Annotated in this window: 17 protein-coding genes; 11 read left to right on the forward strand and 6 right to left on the reverse strand. The window is 65.5% G+C overall.

The window, feature by feature from the left end; all coding sequences use genetic code 11:
* Positions 1 to 35: 35 nt before the first annotated feature.
* Positions 36 to 1214 carry an MFS transporter gene (locus tag CH285_RS19025; protein ID WP_176458513.1) on the forward strand — a complete coding sequence of 393 codons (1179 nt, stop codon included), beginning with the start codon at positions 36 to 38 and terminating at the stop codon, positions 1212 to 1214.
* Here CH285_RS19025 and CH285_RS19030 read toward each other — a convergent pair.
* Complete coding sequence (locus tag CH285_RS19030; RefSeq protein WP_094660299.1) at positions 1193 to 1798, reverse strand: TetR/AcrR family transcriptional regulator; 606 nt, start codon at positions 1796 to 1798, stop codon at positions 1193 to 1195. The genes CH285_RS19025 and CH285_RS19030 overlap by 22 nt on opposite strands.
* A gap of 66 nt (positions 1799 to 1864) precedes the next feature.
* Between CH285_RS19030 and CH285_RS19035 the strand changes: the two genes are divergently transcribed.
* The 3 genes from CH285_RS19035 (at position 1865) to CH285_RS19045 (ending at position 3844) form a co-directional block, all read left to right on the forward strand.
* On the forward strand, positions 1865 to 2506 hold the full coding sequence (locus CH285_RS19035) for a GAP family protein (RefSeq protein WP_176458512.1): 642 nt from the start codon (positions 1865 to 1867) through the stop codon (positions 2504 to 2506).
* Positions 2507 to 2540: 34 nt separating this feature from the next.
* A complete protein-coding gene (locus tag CH285_RS19040) occupies positions 2541 to 2792 on the forward strand; it encodes a hypothetical protein (RefSeq protein WP_027498194.1) in 252 nt (83 codons plus the stop codon).
* A 104-nt stretch (positions 2793 to 2896) separates the two neighbouring features.
* Positions 2897 to 3844 (forward strand): CPBP family intramembrane glutamic endopeptidase, encoded by a 948-nt coding sequence (locus CH285_RS19045; protein ID WP_094643971.1) that lies wholly within the window; start codon positions 2897 to 2899, stop codon positions 3842 to 3844.
* On the opposite strand, the gene CH285_RS28460 is transcribed toward CH285_RS19045, so the two are convergent.
* A complete protein-coding gene (locus CH285_RS28460; protein WP_255032481.1) occupies positions 3834 to 3998 on the reverse strand; it encodes a hypothetical protein in 165 nt (54 codons plus the stop codon). The two genes, CH285_RS19045 and CH285_RS28460, sit on opposite strands and share 11 nt — an antisense overlap.
* Positions 3995 to 4342 (reverse strand): GNAT family N-acetyltransferase, encoded by a 348-nt coding sequence (locus CH285_RS19050; protein ID WP_255032482.1) that lies wholly within the window; start codon positions 4340 to 4342, stop codon positions 3995 to 3997. Before CH285_RS19050 ends, CH285_RS28460 begins: the two co-directional genes overlap by 4 nt.
* Positions 4343 to 4417: 75 nt before the next feature.
* Between CH285_RS19050 and CH285_RS19055 the strand changes: the two genes are divergently transcribed.
* From CH285_RS19055 to CH285_RS19085, 7 genes are all read left to right on the forward strand, one after another.
* The gene (locus CH285_RS19055) at positions 4418 to 6478 is read left to right on the forward strand and encodes an HNH endonuclease signature motif containing protein (RefSeq protein ID WP_094643972.1); all 2061 of its coding nucleotides are present in this window, start codon (positions 4418 to 4420) and stop codon (positions 6476 to 6478) included.
* 158 nt (positions 6479 to 6636) lie between these two features.
* Positions 6637 to 7188, forward strand: a complete 552-nt coding sequence (locus CH285_RS19060) for a biotin transporter BioY (RefSeq protein WP_239535631.1) — start codon at positions 6637 to 6639, stop codon at positions 7186 to 7188.
* A complete protein-coding gene (locus CH285_RS19065; protein WP_094643973.1) occupies positions 7185 to 8333 on the forward strand; it encodes an AMP-binding protein in 1149 nt (382 codons plus the stop codon). Before CH285_RS19060 ends, CH285_RS19065 begins: the two co-directional genes overlap by 4 nt.
* Positions 8330 to 9451, forward strand: a complete 1122-nt coding sequence (locus CH285_RS19070) for a thiolase family protein (RefSeq protein ID WP_094643974.1) — start codon at positions 8330 to 8332, stop codon at positions 9449 to 9451. The genes CH285_RS19065 and CH285_RS19070 overlap by 4 nt, the downstream gene beginning before the upstream one ends.
* Positions 9448 to 10128: an energy-coupling factor ABC transporter ATP-binding protein gene (locus tag CH285_RS19075; protein WP_027498187.1), complete on the forward strand. Its 681-nt coding sequence runs from the start codon at positions 9448 to 9450 to the stop codon at positions 10126 to 10128. The genes CH285_RS19070 and CH285_RS19075 overlap by 4 nt, the downstream gene beginning before the upstream one ends.
* Positions 10125 to 10772, forward strand: a complete 648-nt coding sequence (locus CH285_RS19080) for an energy-coupling factor transporter transmembrane component T family protein (RefSeq protein ID WP_094643975.1) — start codon at positions 10125 to 10127, stop codon at positions 10770 to 10772. Before CH285_RS19075 ends, CH285_RS19080 begins: the two co-directional genes overlap by 4 nt.
* Positions 10681 to 12210: an AMP-binding protein gene (locus tag CH285_RS19085; RefSeq protein WP_255164781.1), complete on the forward strand. Its 1530-nt coding sequence runs from the start codon at positions 10681 to 10683 to the stop codon at positions 12208 to 12210. Before CH285_RS19080 ends, CH285_RS19085 begins: the two co-directional genes overlap by 92 nt.
* Here CH285_RS19085 and CH285_RS19090 read toward each other — a convergent pair.
* From CH285_RS19090 to CH285_RS19100, 3 genes are all read right to left on the reverse strand, one after another.
* A complete protein-coding gene (locus CH285_RS19090) occupies positions 12114 to 12905 on the reverse strand; it encodes an acyl-[acyl-carrier-protein] thioesterase (RefSeq protein ID WP_081701724.1) in 792 nt (263 codons plus the stop codon). The genes CH285_RS19085 and CH285_RS19090 overlap by 97 nt on opposite strands.
* Positions 12906 to 12942: 37 nt before the next feature.
* The gene (locus CH285_RS19095) at positions 12943 to 14436 is read right to left on the reverse strand and encodes a C40 family peptidase (RefSeq protein ID WP_094643976.1); all 1494 of its coding nucleotides are present in this window, start codon (positions 14434 to 14436) and stop codon (positions 12943 to 12945) included.
* A gap of 151 nt (positions 14437 to 14587) precedes the next feature.
* Positions 14588 to 15172, reverse strand: coding sequence for a vitamin K epoxide reductase family protein (locus CH285_RS19100; protein ID WP_094643977.1), 585 nt, complete (start codon positions 15170 to 15172; stop codon positions 14588 to 14590).

Below are 15172 nucleotides of genomic sequence, written 5' to 3' on the forward strand. Positions count from 1 at the left end.
GCGGCACTATGGGCCGCCCGAAAACCAGTGCTCGCTTGTCCGTTCTGATCGTCTTCTTCGTCAACGGCGCGGTGTTCGCCAACTGGGCACCCCGCATTCCCGAGATCCAGAACTCGTTGTCCATCGATGTAGCCACGCTGGGTCTCGCTCTCGCCGGGGTCGGTGTCGGCGGGCTTGCCGCAGCACCCGTTGCCGCCGTGCTGGTACACCGGTTCGGCAGTCGGTGGGCTGTTCTCGCGTCGGGACTCTTGTTGTGCGGGGCGTTCGTGCTCCCCGCTGTGGCGGTGTCGTGGTGGACGCTGCTGGCAGCTCTGGTCCTGCTCGGCGGGGCCGACGCGGTGATGGACATTTCCATGAACGCCCAGGGAGTTCTCGTCGAGGAGCGCGCCGGTCGGTCTCTGCTCAGTGGCTTTCATGCCGCGTGGAGCGTCGGGGCGGTGGTGGGCGGAGTGACGGGTTCTGCGGCCGCGGGTGCTCGCCTTCCGGTCGCAGTGCACTTCACCTGCGTCGCCGTGGTGCTGGTTCTTGCGCTCGCGGCGGTCGGCCGGGGTCTGTTGGGTCCGGACACACGGCTGGACGAGTCCGCCGACGGCCCAACTCCTCAGCCGGCCGTCGGCCGTCCGATTGCGGCGCTCGCCCTGCTCGGCGCGGTGGTTCTGCTGGCCGGCCTGATGGAGGATTTTCCGCAGTCCTGGAGCGCGGTGTACATGACGGCCGAGCAGGGAGCCGGTCCTGGCGCTGCCGGTCTGGCGTTCGTCGCGTTCTCGGTGGCCATGTTGGTGGGACGCCTGGTGGGTGACCGGATCGTCGATCGGTTCGGACCGTCGTCGGTACTGACGGGTGGCGCAGCGTTGGTTGCGGTCGCATTTGCGGGCATCGCGGGGCTGTCGGTGCTCGCAGTCGACGTGCCTGTACTGGTCATCGCTGCATTCGCGGTCGCCGGCCTGGGTTCGAGTCCGCTGTTTCCCATCGTGTTCAGCCTGGCCGGACGGCTTCCCGGCGTCTCGTCGGCCGCGGCGATCTCGACCGTGTCGCTTATCTCGCGTGCCGGATTTCTGCTGGCACCGTTGGTGGTCGGGCGGGTCGTCGAGGCATCGGGCTTCGGGTCGGTATTGGCCGCGATCGCTGCCGCGGGCACCGTCGTCGCGGTGATCGGGTGGCTCTACGGCCGCAAATTTCCCGTGGACTCGGCTCAGGACTGCGGCTCCAGATAAGTGCGCAACAACCGACGTACCTCGTCGGCCGTGAGTTGCTCGGGATACGTCACCGCCTGCAGTGTCAGTCCGTCGATATAGGTATGCAGTTCGGCCGCGGCATATTCGTCGACGGTGCTGTCGAATGTGAATGCGGGGGATTCCGGTCGATCGAGATCGTGCAGGTGCGCCCACGCGAGCCGGCACAGGTACCGGCTTCCGAACCACCCGGCCGTTTTGAGGGCGGCGAGTCGCTCGTCGAATCTGGCACGCACGAGCGCTTCCAGCCACACCGATGCCTCGGCACGGCGGTCCTCGTCGAGTGGCAGTAGTTCCTCGAGGACTCGGATCGCGCGAACCAGGCCGTCACCGCCGGCCGGATGCGCCTCCAACCGATGTACGACGCGTTGCGTCATGGCCTCGGCCGCGAAGAGGACAAGTTCTCCTTGATCGGAGAAGTAGTACCGCAGTGATCCAGGGGAGACGCCGGCTTCGGCAGCGACACTGCGTACCGTCGCCCCGTTCATTCCTGCTCGTTCGATGACACGCCACACGGCGGCGACGATCTCCGCTCGGCGTGCGTCGTGGTCGACGATCTTCGGCATCGGTCTGTTCTAGCACGAGGGCGTTTTTTCGACACGACTGTGCTGAAACCATGTTATGGTACAGCTGTGTTAATTAAGCTTGCCGGGCTTGCGCTGGTGGACAGCATCGGAGTCGGGACACTTGCAGTTCCGTTGTGGATGATGCTGCGGCCGTCGTTTCGGGCAGGTGTCGTTCTGCTCCATCTGTGTGTATTGGGGCTGCTGTACCTCGGGGTCGGTATCGCCGTCTGGGCGGCCTCCGACGGCCTGAGGGTGGCGATTCCTGGTGACGCGTGGATTCGGTTGGCGGTGGGTGTTGTAGTCCTGCTCGTGGGGGTGGTCTGCGACCGTCGGCGTCGAGTCCCCAGCAGTGCGTGGTGGACGCGGCCCCCGGGAAGTGTTCGCGGGGTTGTTCTGCTCGCGGTCGCTGTGGGCGCGGTGGAGGTGGCGACGATGCTGCCCTACTTTTCGGCAGTTGCCATCGTGGGAGATGCGGACCTGGGGCGGTTGTCCTCGGTGTCGATTCTGGCGGCCTACGTGCTTGTGATGCTGTCGCCTGCCCTCGTCCTGCTGGCTGTCGGAGTGGTTGCGCAGGAGCGTATTTCGTCGGTCACGCGACCGCTGGTGCGGCGCGTGGACCGTTGGACCGGCGACGTAGCGGCAACGGTGTCGATCGTGGTGGGCGCGCTACTGGCCGCGAATGCGGCGATCGAACTGAATCTGGTCTGACCTGGTTGTGGTCCGAATCGATGAAAGGGAAGCGATGAAGGTACGAGAGGCGGGCAGCATCGTCGTGATCGTCGTCGGAGCTGTGCTGGCGCTGTTCTTCTGGGACCTGCAGTTCTCCTGGTTCCAGGGCGGCCCGATCGGCTGTGTTCTGGTGGTGCTCGCGATGGTCGACGTATGGGAATCGCGTCGCGGCACCCCGAGGAAGGGGCTGCTCGCGGAACTGCGAGACGACATCGTCGGCACGAAAGATTCGAGCGATGAGTCCGACCGTGACACTCGGCCGTGAGTGGCACCGCCGGTTCGTATCGCCGGGACCATACTGATTTCTCGGCCGAGGCGTGATAAACAAGCTGTTCGGCGATCTGTATCGAGCGGAATGGTGGTGGTCTGGTGACGACCGGTGTCGACGCGGGTCTTCGTGCTCGCTCGCCTCGGCGTGGTCTGACCGCTGCCGGTACCGCCGTGATGGTTGCGGCTCTGGTGGTCGGGTGGGTCGTCGTGTATTTCATAGGCTTGGTGGGTGCGCTGTGGCGTTTTCGTGAGCCGCATGCGCCGGCACCGATCCTCACGATGCACGATCAGTGGACCGATCTCGCGGTCGGCGCACTGCAGGTCGTTGTGGGGGCGATCGCGATCGGCGCGGTGCATCTCGCGCGGCGACGGACTTTGCCGGCGGTGATGCCTCTGCGGCATGGCTCCGCGCGCGAGGCTGCGTTGACTTGGTGTGCTGCGATCGGCGCGGCGTCGGCGATAGTGCTCGTATTGTCGCGACTGAATATCGTTCGGTTCGGGTTCTCTATCCCTGCCTCTGTCGAATCGGATTGGCTTGCAGTCGTTTCCGCGCTCGCTGTCGGTCTGCGGGAGGAGCCGATTCTGGTGGCTCTGCCGGTTCTGCTGTTGGTGGGCAGGATGCCGATCTGGGCGATCATGGGGTTGTCGGCAACGTTGCGGGGCTTCCTGTACCTGTATTTCGGCGGCGGCGGATTCCTGTGGGCAGCCATATGGGGCGCGGCGGCGGTGTGGGTGTATTACCGATATCGGCGATTGTGGGTGCTGATCCTCATTCATGGATTCGTGATGAACATCCAGGTCTTCGACCGGGTGATTCCGTCCGACAATTCCGCGACGGTGCTGCAGTGGATCAACATTTTGATCCTGTTCGCGGCCCTGCTGTGGTGGATCACGCCCCGCGCCCTCGATGCGTTTCTGCCGAACACGGTGGCTGTCCGTTCCAACGATCGGCCTGTCGAGACGGCGCCTGTGGTGACCGACGTCGTGCTGAATCCCGAGAACGTGAACCCCGACCGATCCAGAAACGAACCACCCGTCAAACCCTGACCATGCGCGCCTCGTGGCATTCCCACGTCGGGTCGAAGCGGGGTTCGCCGTCCAGCTCGAACCCGTTCTTGCGATAGAAGGCAATCGCGCGCTCGTTGGCCGCGGCCACCCACAGATACGCAGCGGGAGTGTCCTCACCTAGTGCGTCGTTCACGCCAGTGCAATGCCGGTGCCGTGGTGTTCGGGAAGAACGTTCAACGACCACAATTCCCTGTGTGCAGGCGGATTTTCGTCGCGCGGGGGTCCTCCGGTCGCGAAGCCGACAATGCGTGAGTCGGCGACGTCGACTGCACATCGGGTGCGAACTCCGCCCGCCGACGACTCGTCGCGATGGGCGATGATCTGCTCCCACCGTTCGATGCGGTGTGCGGGCCTCATCGCATCCAACTTCGCACCGTTCATCATTCCCGCATACGTTGACTTCCAGATCGCAACGTGTGCTGTACCGATCTGATGCTCGTCACCGGGCAGGACGTCACGAATCGAGTAGCTGCGCATGGTGCCGTTATACCGGCCCGAACTCGGTGACCGAATCGAATTTTCCTGTCGGACCCCTTCCGTAGTATCGAATACATGTTCGATACCGGGGGGTGGGGAGCGGTGGAAGCGCCGTCGGTCGATGACTGTATTGCGGGGTTTCTCGATGTCATCGCGCTCAGCCGTGTTCAGGAAAACCTCGCTCGGGCAGCGACTTTGCTCGCATACTGCGACGTACTCGAGATGCGTCTCGAGGCCGCCGAAGCCGCTGACGGAGATCCCGGCGAGACCGTCCGCGGCGCGTTGTGCGACTTGGCCGTGACGATGACCGGTACGCGTCGTGATGCGGGGGTGATGCACGACGTTGCGGAGCGTTTACATCGAATGCCGTTGACGGCCTTGCGTTTCGTGACCGGCAGCTTCGACTGGTCGACGGTGGTCACCATCACCTCGGTGTTGCATCGCGCCAGTGACGAGACCATCTCGACAATCGAATACGAGGTCTGCGCCGCAGGGGGCCGAATGCGTCCGCAGGCCTTGCGGAACCGAATCTGGCGGTTGTGGATGAGGGCCGATCCGGACGGCGCTGCGCAGGCTCGCGAGACCGCGAAGTCGGAGGAAGTCGGAGTGCGGATCGACCGCACCGGTCCCGGCGGTATTTCGTCGCTCATCGCAAAAATCACGCATCTCGAGGCGGCCGAAGCAGATGCGCTCATCGTCGAGATTGTGGGGACTGTCTGCAAGGACGATCCGCGGTCGACGGGGATGCTGCGGGCGGCGGGACTGATGGCGTTGCTACACGGCGAACATTCGCTGGCCTGTCAGTGCGATCTGGGCGACGACTGCCCGGTTGCGGGTGGCACCGATGATCTCCCTCCTCGGCGCGGGCATCTCCTTCAGATCGTGGTGGCGGTGGAAACCTTGCTGGGACTGTCCTCGGATCCCGCGTCCTTGGCGGACGGGACGCCCATCGATCCGGAGGTGACGCGCATCGTCGCCACCGACGCGAAATGGCAGGCCATGCTGACCGAGTTGGTCGACATGCTCAAACCCGACGAGGGCGACGAGGGCGACGAGGGCGGTGACCCGAACGATGGGGGCACCGCCGACGATTCCGGTCCCGACGACGATGCGGGTCCTGACGGCGGCGGTCTCGACGACGATGGGGGTCCCGACGACGATTCCAGTCCCTACGACGATGCGGGTCCTGACGGCGGCGGTCTCGACGACAGTGTCGACCCCCAGGTGGACTGCGACCAGGACGACCGTCGCAGAGAAGAACCGGACAGCGGTGGATACTGGCACCGCGGTAAGTACAGCGGTCGAGACCCGGGCAGCGGTCAGGACCCAGGCGTGCGGTTGTCGACCGGTTCGTTGCTACGTCGAGTGGTGGGCATCGGGCGCGTGCGCGCTGCCGGCGAGCTTCCGTCGACACGCGGGGCAGGTGACTGCGCGAATTCACCCGCAGCCCCTGTGCTGGGGGAGGAGTCTGTCCGCGATGGGCTGGTCGCGCGGTGGCTCGCATGGATTGCCGAGAAGCCCGAGCGTGCTCGGGGCATTTTTCCCGACGGCCACGGCGGGGAGCGCAGTCCGTCTCAGGCTGCGGTGACCTATCGACCCAGTGCCCGCGTCGCTGCTGTCGTTCGGGCGGCGTATCGCACGTGCACGTTCCCCCGTTGCGACGTGCCGTCGGCGCGGTGCCAGATCGATCATCTGGTGCCGTTCGATCAGGACGATCCGCGGCGGGGAGGTTGGACCATCGTGACCAATCTTCAACCGGTGTGCGTGTTCCATCATCAGGCGAAGACCTCGAAAACGTGGTCGGCGGCGATGGTGGCCCGAGGGGTAATTCTGTGGTCGAACTCGCTCGGGCTGCGCTCGATCACGTTGCCGGACTTTTCGATCGGATCGCACGCGGGTCGCAGCCGACGTCGGAAGCGGTCTTCAGGGAAGGTGACGTCCCTGTCCGAACCCACCCGATGGGAACTCGACTACAGCGGGTCTGCACCCCCGACGCTCGCGGACTTCCGTGCTGCCTCGACGGACTCGGCAAGGAAGAGGCTCGCAGAGAAGAGGCGGGCCTATCTCGAGCATTGCCGCGTTGTACACGCACGCATACGACAGGACTGGAGTCGATACGATCCCGCGCCCTTCTGACGCCGGGACTGGCGGTGCCCGATAGGTGGTCAGGGCCACGCACCTGCTACCTTGAACGCCGTTCAAGTATCTGGGGCAGGTGATCGCCCCTTCCTCGAGGAGCCACCGTGTCAGGAATCGACAGCAGTACTCGCCCGCCGAGCCGTAAGGTCGGTCGAATGAACGTCTCCGCCCGCGACATGGCGCAGATCGCGGTGTTCGCGGCGCTCATCGCCGCGCTCGGACTACCGGGATCGATCACGGTGGGCTTCTCCGGAGTCCCGATCACCCTGCAGACACTCGGCATCATCCTGGCCGGCGCAGTTCTGGGACCACGCAAGGGCACGGCCGCAGTACTGGTGTTCCTCGCCCTGACAATGATCGGCCTGCCGCTGCTGGCGGGCGGACGCACCGGCCTCGCGGCGATGGCCGGCCCCACCGTCGGATACCTGATCGGCTGGATTCCGGCAGCGCTGATCATCGGCTGGCTCACCGCCCGCATCCTGCCGAAATACTCGATCGTGCTCGGACTGCTGATCAACGCCGTCGGCGGAATCCTCGTCATCTATATCTTCGGCACCATCGGATTGCTGCTCCGCACCGACGTCGGGCTCTGGGCCGCGATCACCACCAACGGACCGTTCCTGCCCGGCGACATTGCCAAGGTCGTCGTCGCCACGGTCGTCGCCAAGAGCGTGCACCGCGCTTACCCGGGACTGATCAAGAGGTGACTTTTACGCTGGGAGGTCGAGGCCAGGACACCGCCATCGTCTGGCGCGGTCGCAGTCTCTCTTACGCCGAACTCGACGCCGCCGTCGAGCAGTGGCCTCACCTCCCGGCACACGCCCAATCACACGACGCCCAATCACACGACGCATCAGCACTGGATCTGCCGGACGCGTTGGTCTGTGTTGTCGCGGCGGCTCGGCAGGGGTGCGCGGTGCGAGTCGAGGACCCGGCCGCCAGGCCCGAACGCAGCGGCGACCCCGATCCCGACGCCTTCCTGCTGGTTGCGACCTCCGGTTCCACCGGCAGACCCAAGCCGCTCGCGCGGACCGCGGCGTCGTGGGTCGACAGCTTCGCCGAGTTCACCGCCATCACCGGCATTCATCCCACCGATTCGGTAGCGATCACCGGACCCCTGCACGCCACGATGCATCTGTTCGCGGCACTGCATGCGCTGTGGCTCGGTGCCTGTGTCACCGACGACCGTGCGCAGGCCACGGTGGTACATGCGGTCCCTGCGGTGTTGCGGGACGTCGCTCCGCGGATGCCGCACCTTCGGATCGCGGTCGTTGCTGGAACGATGCTGGACTCCGTTGCAGCTCAGTCTGTTCCGGACAGCGTGAGACTGGTCGAATATTATGGGGCCGCCGAGTTGTCCTTGATCGCAGCGAGGGTGGTGGGTGAGCAGCCGTCATTGGCGCTGCTTCGCGACGTCGAGGTGCGCACCGACGACGGTTACCTGTTCGTGCGGTCCCCCTACGCCGCCTCGAGTGCACGTGATTGGTTCGCCGTCGGCGACCTGGCCGACGTGCGTGGCCGGGAACTCGTCGTCCACGGGCGCGGAGATGCGGCGATCAACGTCGGCGGCACCACCGTGATCGCCGAGGACGTCGAGCGAATTCTGGTCTCGATCGACGGCGTCCTCGCCGCCGCGGCGATCGGCACTCCGCACTCCGTTCTAGGCGAAACAGTCTCTGCCGTCATCGAACTCGACGGTTCACGCGATCTGGACGTGGTGCGCGCCGATGCCCGAGCGATCATGACCAAAGAGGCACTACCGAGGCGGTGGACGGTGGTACAGCAGTTGCCCCGCACCGCCAGCGGAAAAATCGCACGCGGGGCACTGCTAGCTAGAGGGGCACTGGCATGACGCCCACACCCGTTGTTGTCGCGGGTAAACGGACCGCGATCGGCATTGCAGGGCACGGGTTCGCCGATGTCACGGCACCTAACTTGGCCGTAGCGGTTCTGAAAGCTGTTGCTGCAGAGATCGATCCGCTCGGTGTTCCGATCGACGACGTGATTCTCGGCAACTGCCTCGGCCCGGGCGGTGACGTCGCCCGAGTGGCGGCGTTGGGTGCCGGGCTCGGGTTCGCCGTCCCCGGGGTCACCGTCGATCGGCAGTGTGGATCCGGGTTGGACGCGTTGGCCCAGGCCGCGTCGCGCATCCGGAGCGGCGAGGAGACAATGATTCTGGCCGGGGGAGTCGAATCTGCGAGTACCAGCCCGTGGCGGTTCTGGCCGCCCGTCGGCGACGCGGAGCCGGTCCGCTTCACCCGAGCGCCGTTCGCGCCCGACGGGTTCGACGACCCGGACATGGGGGTTGCGGCGGATCACCTCGCACGGCGTCGTGGGATCGGCCGCGAACGCCAAGACGCTTATGCCGCACGGTCTTTCGCCCGAGCGGCAGCGTACGACTTCTCCGCGGAAATCGTGGCTGTGAACAACATGGCTACCGACGAGCGCATTCGGCCCAACATGACGGCGCAGCGACTGAGCAGGCTGCGCCCCACGTTCAGCACGGATGGGACCGTGACCGCCGGCAACTCGTGTGGAATCTCCGACGGCGCAGCCGTGTTGGCAATGACCACCCTCGACCGCGCCGCGGGCATGCCGGCGCTGCGCATTCTCGGCAGCGCTGTTGCCGGGTCCGATCCTGCCCTTCCCGGGCTCGGACCGGTACCTGCGATCGACAAGCTGCTGGCCCGCACCGGGGTGGCGCTGAGCGACATCGAAACAGTCGAGATCACCGAGGCCTTCGCGTCGGTCGTGCTTGCCGTCGCGGACGAGCTCGGCATCGACGAGGACCGCATCTGCCCGGACGGTGGTGCCATCGCAATGGGGCATCCGTGGGGAGCGTCGGGCGCAATATTGTTGGTGCGGTTGCTCTCTCGTATGCTGCAGCCCGGAGGCCCTGCGCTGGGGCTGGCGGCCTGCGCTATCGGCGGCGGGCAGGGAATAGCAATGCTGGTGGAGAGAGTGTCATGAGTACGGTCGCCTTCGAGAACATCTCTCACGCCTTCGGCGAGCGGCAGGTGTTGCGCGGCATCGATCTCGAATTCGACGAACGCCGTATCGGCATCATCGGGTCCAATGGATCGGGAAAATCCACGCTGGCCCGCATGATCAACGGGTTGATCAAGCCCGATACCGGCCGGGTCACGGTCGACGGAATCGACGCGGCCAAGAAGGGCGCGCAGGTCCGCAAGAAGGTCGGCTTCGTCTTCACCGATCCCGACTCTCAGATCGTCATGCCCACCGTCGCTGAGGATCTCGCGTTCTCGCTACGGAGGTCCGGGCTCAGCAAGACCGAGGTGGCCGAGCGTGTCGACGAGATGCTCGTCCGGTTTCGACTCGATCGGCACCGCGACCACCCTGCTCACCTGCTGTCCGGTGGACAGAAGCAGTTGCTGGCCATCGGGGCCGTCCTCATCCGGCGGCCGGAGGTGATCGTCGCGGACGAGCCGACGACGTTGCTCGATCTGCGTAACGGCCGCGTCGTCGCAGACGCCTTGAATTCGATGGACCAGCAGGTCATCGTCGTGACTCATCAGCTGGCGTTGCTGGACGGCTTCGAGCGCGTCATCGTCATCGACGACGGCCGCATCGCGTTCGACGGCACCCCGGCTGCCGCAGTACCGGCCTACCGCGAGTTGATCGGATGATCGGTCTCTACCGCCCCGGTGGTTCGTTGCTGCATCGGATGAGTCCGGGATCGAAACTGCTGGCGCTGATCGTTGCCATTTTGGCGACGGTGATTTTCGCACGCACACCGCTCGAGGTCGGCGTGGTTGCCGCGATGGTCGCAGTACTGTTCGCGGTCGCCCGCATCCCTGCGAAAGTAGCTCTGGCGCAACTACGTCCGGTGCTGTGGATGCTGCTGATCATTGGCGTGTTCCAGGTGATCATCACCACCTGGCAACGCGCAGTGGTGGTCTGCGGAGTGCTGATCGTCTCCGTCGCGTTGGCCGCGTTGGTCACGCTGACCACCCGGGTCACCGACATGCTCGATACCGTCACCCGAGCCCTCGGTCCCGTCCGCCGCTTCGGCGTCGACCCGGATCGAATCGGTTTGCTTCTGGCCCTTGCCATTCGCTGCATACCGTTGTTGGCGTCGATCGTGCAGGAAGTGTCGCAGGCCCGAAAGGCCCGCGGCCTGCAGTGGTCGATGACGGCCCTGGCCACACCGGTGTTGGTGCGCGCGCTCCGTACTGCCGATGCGATGGGCGACGCTCTGGTGGCGCGCGGTGTGGACGACGACGGTGTGGACGACGACGGTGTGGATGACGACGGTGCAGATGACGAGTGATCTTCTCACCGCGCGGATAGCGCAGCACTGCGATCGGGCAGACATCGCGATCGTCGACGCGACCGGTCGGATCACGTACCGGGATATGTGGCGTCGGGTGGAACGTGCGGCCGCTTCGATCGCCGGGATGCATCGAATCGCGGTCTTGCCGACGTCGGACATCGAGTCGCTGATCGTCGTCGCGGCCGCGATGCATGCCGGCGTGAGTGTCGTTCTGCTGCATCGGCATCTGCTACCCGGCGAATTCGTCGACGCGATGTCGGTCGCTGCACCGTCGCTCATCGTGGCCCATCCGCGTCAGCACGCACGATTGCACAGGTGGGGTGCCGACGCGGTGCTGGCACCCGAGCAGCTCGCCGGCGACCGTGTTGCGCGCGTCGATCCGCCGGCACGCAGCGCCGAACTGCTCGTGGGCATCACCTCCGGAACCACCGGCCCACCGAAATTGTTCGTTCGTGATCAGGCGTCCTGGGCGGCCACGCTCGACCGTTCCGATTCTCTGTTCGATCTCGGTCCGGGCGACAGAGTGTCTGCATCGGGAACTCTCGATCACACGCACTTTCTCTACGGTGCGTTGCACGGGCTTACACGCGGCGCGACGGTGGACCTGCGCACGGCGGCGGCCGCTCTCGAAGATGCTCCGACACACCTGTATTCGGTACCGACGATCGCCTGGGACATCGCGCGGTCGAACGTGCAGTACCCCAGCGTCCGCGAGGTGCTGTCGTCTGCGGCGAGATGGCCGCAGTCGGGTCGGGCGGCACTTGCCACGGTGCTACCGAACGCGACCATGACGCACTTCTACGGCGCGTCGGAACTGAGCTTCGTCTCCTACGACCGTCGAACGTCCGAGGGGGCGGAGATCGAGGGGGCGCTGTTCGACGGCGTCGAGGTGGAGACCAGGGGAGAACTGCTGCACGTGCGCAGCGACATGCTGTTCGACGGCTATCTGAGTCGGGTGGGTGAGCACACCACCCTGACGGACGGACCGATCGACGGGTGGATGACGGTCGGTGATCGCGGCAGCGTCGACCAGGGCCGGCTGACCTTGCTCGGCCGCGGCAGCGAGACGATCGTTCGTGCCGGCCTCACGGTCGAGTTGCCCCCGATCGAGGCGGCGCTGTTGTCGGTCCCCGGTGTTCTCGATGCCGGAGTTCTGGCCCTGCCCGATGACCGAGCAGGAGAGATACCGGTCGCCGGAGTGGTTGTAGCACAGAATGATTCACCGACGGTGGCGCAGATACGGCGGCACCTGCGTTCGTTGCTCCCCGACCCGAGTCTGCCCGTCGTCATCGCGATCGTCGACGGTTTGCCGCGTACCCCGCGCGGCAAGCTCGATCGTCAGGCCTTGGGTGCAACCTTGGCGACGGTGCGGACCGTGGGTTCGCCCGAGGCTCCGGTGACGACGAACCAGACGGTCAGCGCTCCGCCCTCGTAGCGGTGACGTAGCGTCACGCGTTCGTTCGCCAGCACCGGCGTGAGGTATTCGATGACGGCGCGGTGGGGCGCTGCGGCCAGGTGCGGCAAGTCCACCAGGAGTTCTTCGACCGCGTGCCAGTACGCCGCGTTGTTGAGGTGGTTGAAAGGATCGATATCGGTTGCGCGCAAAGGGAATTCGATGTCGCTCTGGGACTGCGACGGTACCGGTTCGGTCAGCCACGCCTTCCAGCGCAAGCGGTGCTGATCGGTGGTCTTGGCCAGCATCTCCAGTGCCCCGTCGCTGATGCGCGTCGGCATGCCGGTGTCCTTGCTGATGTTGATCCAGAAGCCCTCGGTTTCGATGCGACCACCCTTGGGGGTCGTCACCGCCACCCGCATGTTGGACCACCGCGTCGACATCGAGGAACACCAGCGCCGCAGGTGCACGCGGTCGGGAAAGTGGATGGGCTCGAACACGTCGATGACGGTGCGTCGCACGATCCACATCGGGTCGGTCTTACCCAGAGGGGTGGCGTCGAGATTGTCGGTGCCGATGTCCTGGAGGTAGCGCGCGACACCGTCGAACCGCAGTCGGTTGTTGGGGTCGATGTCGCCGGTACGTACTGGCCAGCTCGTCTCGAAGCCTTCACCGGGCGGCGGCTCGGGTGCCAGTTCGTCGTCGAAGCCGGCCGGTTCCACGCGTGCATTGGTCACGTCCGCACTGTACGCGGGTGGACCCACGTGATACCCGTCAGAGGATGTGGCGAGCTCGCATCCCGTCGAACACCGGTGCCACCCGCACCACGTCACCGGTGGTGGGCGCATGCACCATCTGCCCGTTGCCCATGTAGATCGCCACATGTCCCGGGCCCGCCGCGCCCCAGTTGCCGAACAGTAGATCGCCCGGCTGGGCGAGGGCCATCGGCACCTCGGTGCCCACGTTCCACTGCGTCTCCGACGTACGCGGCAGGGTGACCTTTCCGCCCGAGGCCTTGAACAGTGCGTAGGACGTCAGGCCCGAGCAGTCGAATCCGCCGCCGGACGGTCCGTTGATGTTTCCGCCGCCCCACACGTACGGCAGGCCCAGGTAATCCATCGCCAATTGCACTGCCCGCCCGCCCATTCCGGTGAGATCGAGCCCGGCGAACGGAGTGAGGATGGCCGCGAACTGGGCCTCGGTGGCCCGGATGCGCGCTACGTAGGGCTTGGTCTGAGTCTCGTAATCGACTGACCCCGAAGGCATTCCGCCCGAGCGCAACACTGCACCCGCTCCGGCGTTGTATCCGGCGAGGGTCAGGTCCGTCGTGTCGCCCGAGACCTTGCCGTCGCGCTTCCAGCCGTCGACCTGTCCGTAGATGTCGCACAGCATCGTTCCCGACGCCATGACCGAGTCACCGATGCTGTTGACGTCGACCACGCCGTTGCCGTCGTAGTCCTTGCCGTAGGTTGCCCAGGTTCCCGGCATGAACTGGCCGGGTCCCTGTGCGCCGGTGCTCGATACCGGAGCTGTCGGACCGTATCGAAATCCGTTCTCTGCGGCATAGAGCGCGGCAATCGTTGTGGCCTTGACGCCGCCGCAGATGTTGCCCGCCTTCTGCAACCACGGAACGAACGCGGTGATCGCTCCCACTGCACCCAAACCGATCGGACCGACATTGATGCCGGTGAACGTGATGGGTAGACCGGGAAAGAGTGCTCGCCGAATGGCTTCGGCCGACGCCATGAACGCCGTCTGGGTCGCGATGTCGGCGGCGGTGTACGTCCGGCCGGCGAACTGCAGGGCGCCGGTGGCGAGCCCGGCGACGGCGCTGGATGCCGCATTCGACGAAAAAACACTGAAGGGTAGCGGGGCGCTCGGCGTGATCGCCGCCGGTGTGAGACCCGCAGCCATTCCCACTGCGGGCGAGGCTGCTGTGGGCGTCACTGCTGTGGGCGCTTCCGGCGTCTCGATCTCGGCAACCGCGGGCAGGTCCGGCAGCATCGGTTCGACGGCGGTGTGCAGTCCCTCGGCGGCGTCGTTCAGGGTCCGGTCTGCGACGTCGGCGGCGGGTTCGGGCATGGTGCCCATCAGGTCTGCCCATTGGTCGGACATCGTTTTGCCCTGGTCCTCGGCAGCGGCAGCGACCGCGGCTGCCTGATCCTTCACCGCCTGATTCTGCAGTGGAGCTGGGGCGTCCGTTCCGGCGACTGCGCCTGCGGCAGACACGATGACGGCAACGATGACTGCGAAGGGATCGCCTGCCATGCTTCGACTCCTGTTACTCGATCGTTCTTCCCCGAGCCAGGAGCTGTGATCAGACTCACCCGGGTGCTGCAACCATCATGCACGGTGCAGCCGATCGACTCATGAGTTTTGCGAAACTGTCAGAGCAACGAAACTCAGAGCTGCGAAACTGTCAGAGCAACGAGCCCCAGTAGTCCGAGAACCGGATTCCGATGAGCGCGACGACGATTGCGTACCACACGGCGAGCAGCGTCCACCGCCATTCGAGGAAAAGACGGCCGACTGTGCCCGGGCGTTCGTCCGGATTACTGGAGCCGGTACTGATCAGCCGGCTCAGCGCCAGTACGAACAGTGGCATCGTCACCGCCCACACCACCATGCAGTACGGGCACAGGGCACCGATCTCGTAGAGACTCTCGAAGATCAGCCAGTGCACGAATACCTCGCCGAGCAGCAGACCGGCACTGAGTCCGAGCCAGAACCCGTGCGGGAGTTCGACGCGGCCGAGCCACAGCACACCGGCGACGAGGGCGACGGAGAACGCCACGATTCCGAGGATCGGATTGGGGAATCCGAACAGCGCGGCTTGCTTCGTGACCATCACCGACCCGCACGAGAGGACCGGATTCAGGCTGCACGACGGAACATAGGACGCGTCTTCGAGGAGCTTGAATCGTTCGATCGTCAGGGTCAGTGCGGCGAGGAGCCCCAGTGCGCTGAAGAGTGTGAAGACTGCAGCGCCGGCGCGAGTTCTCAT

It is taken from the genome of Rhodococcus sp. 05-2256-B1 (assembly GCF_002258465.1).
GTDB lineage: Bacteria > Actinomycetota > Actinomycetes > Mycobacteriales > Mycobacteriaceae > Rhodococcoides > Rhodococcoides fascians.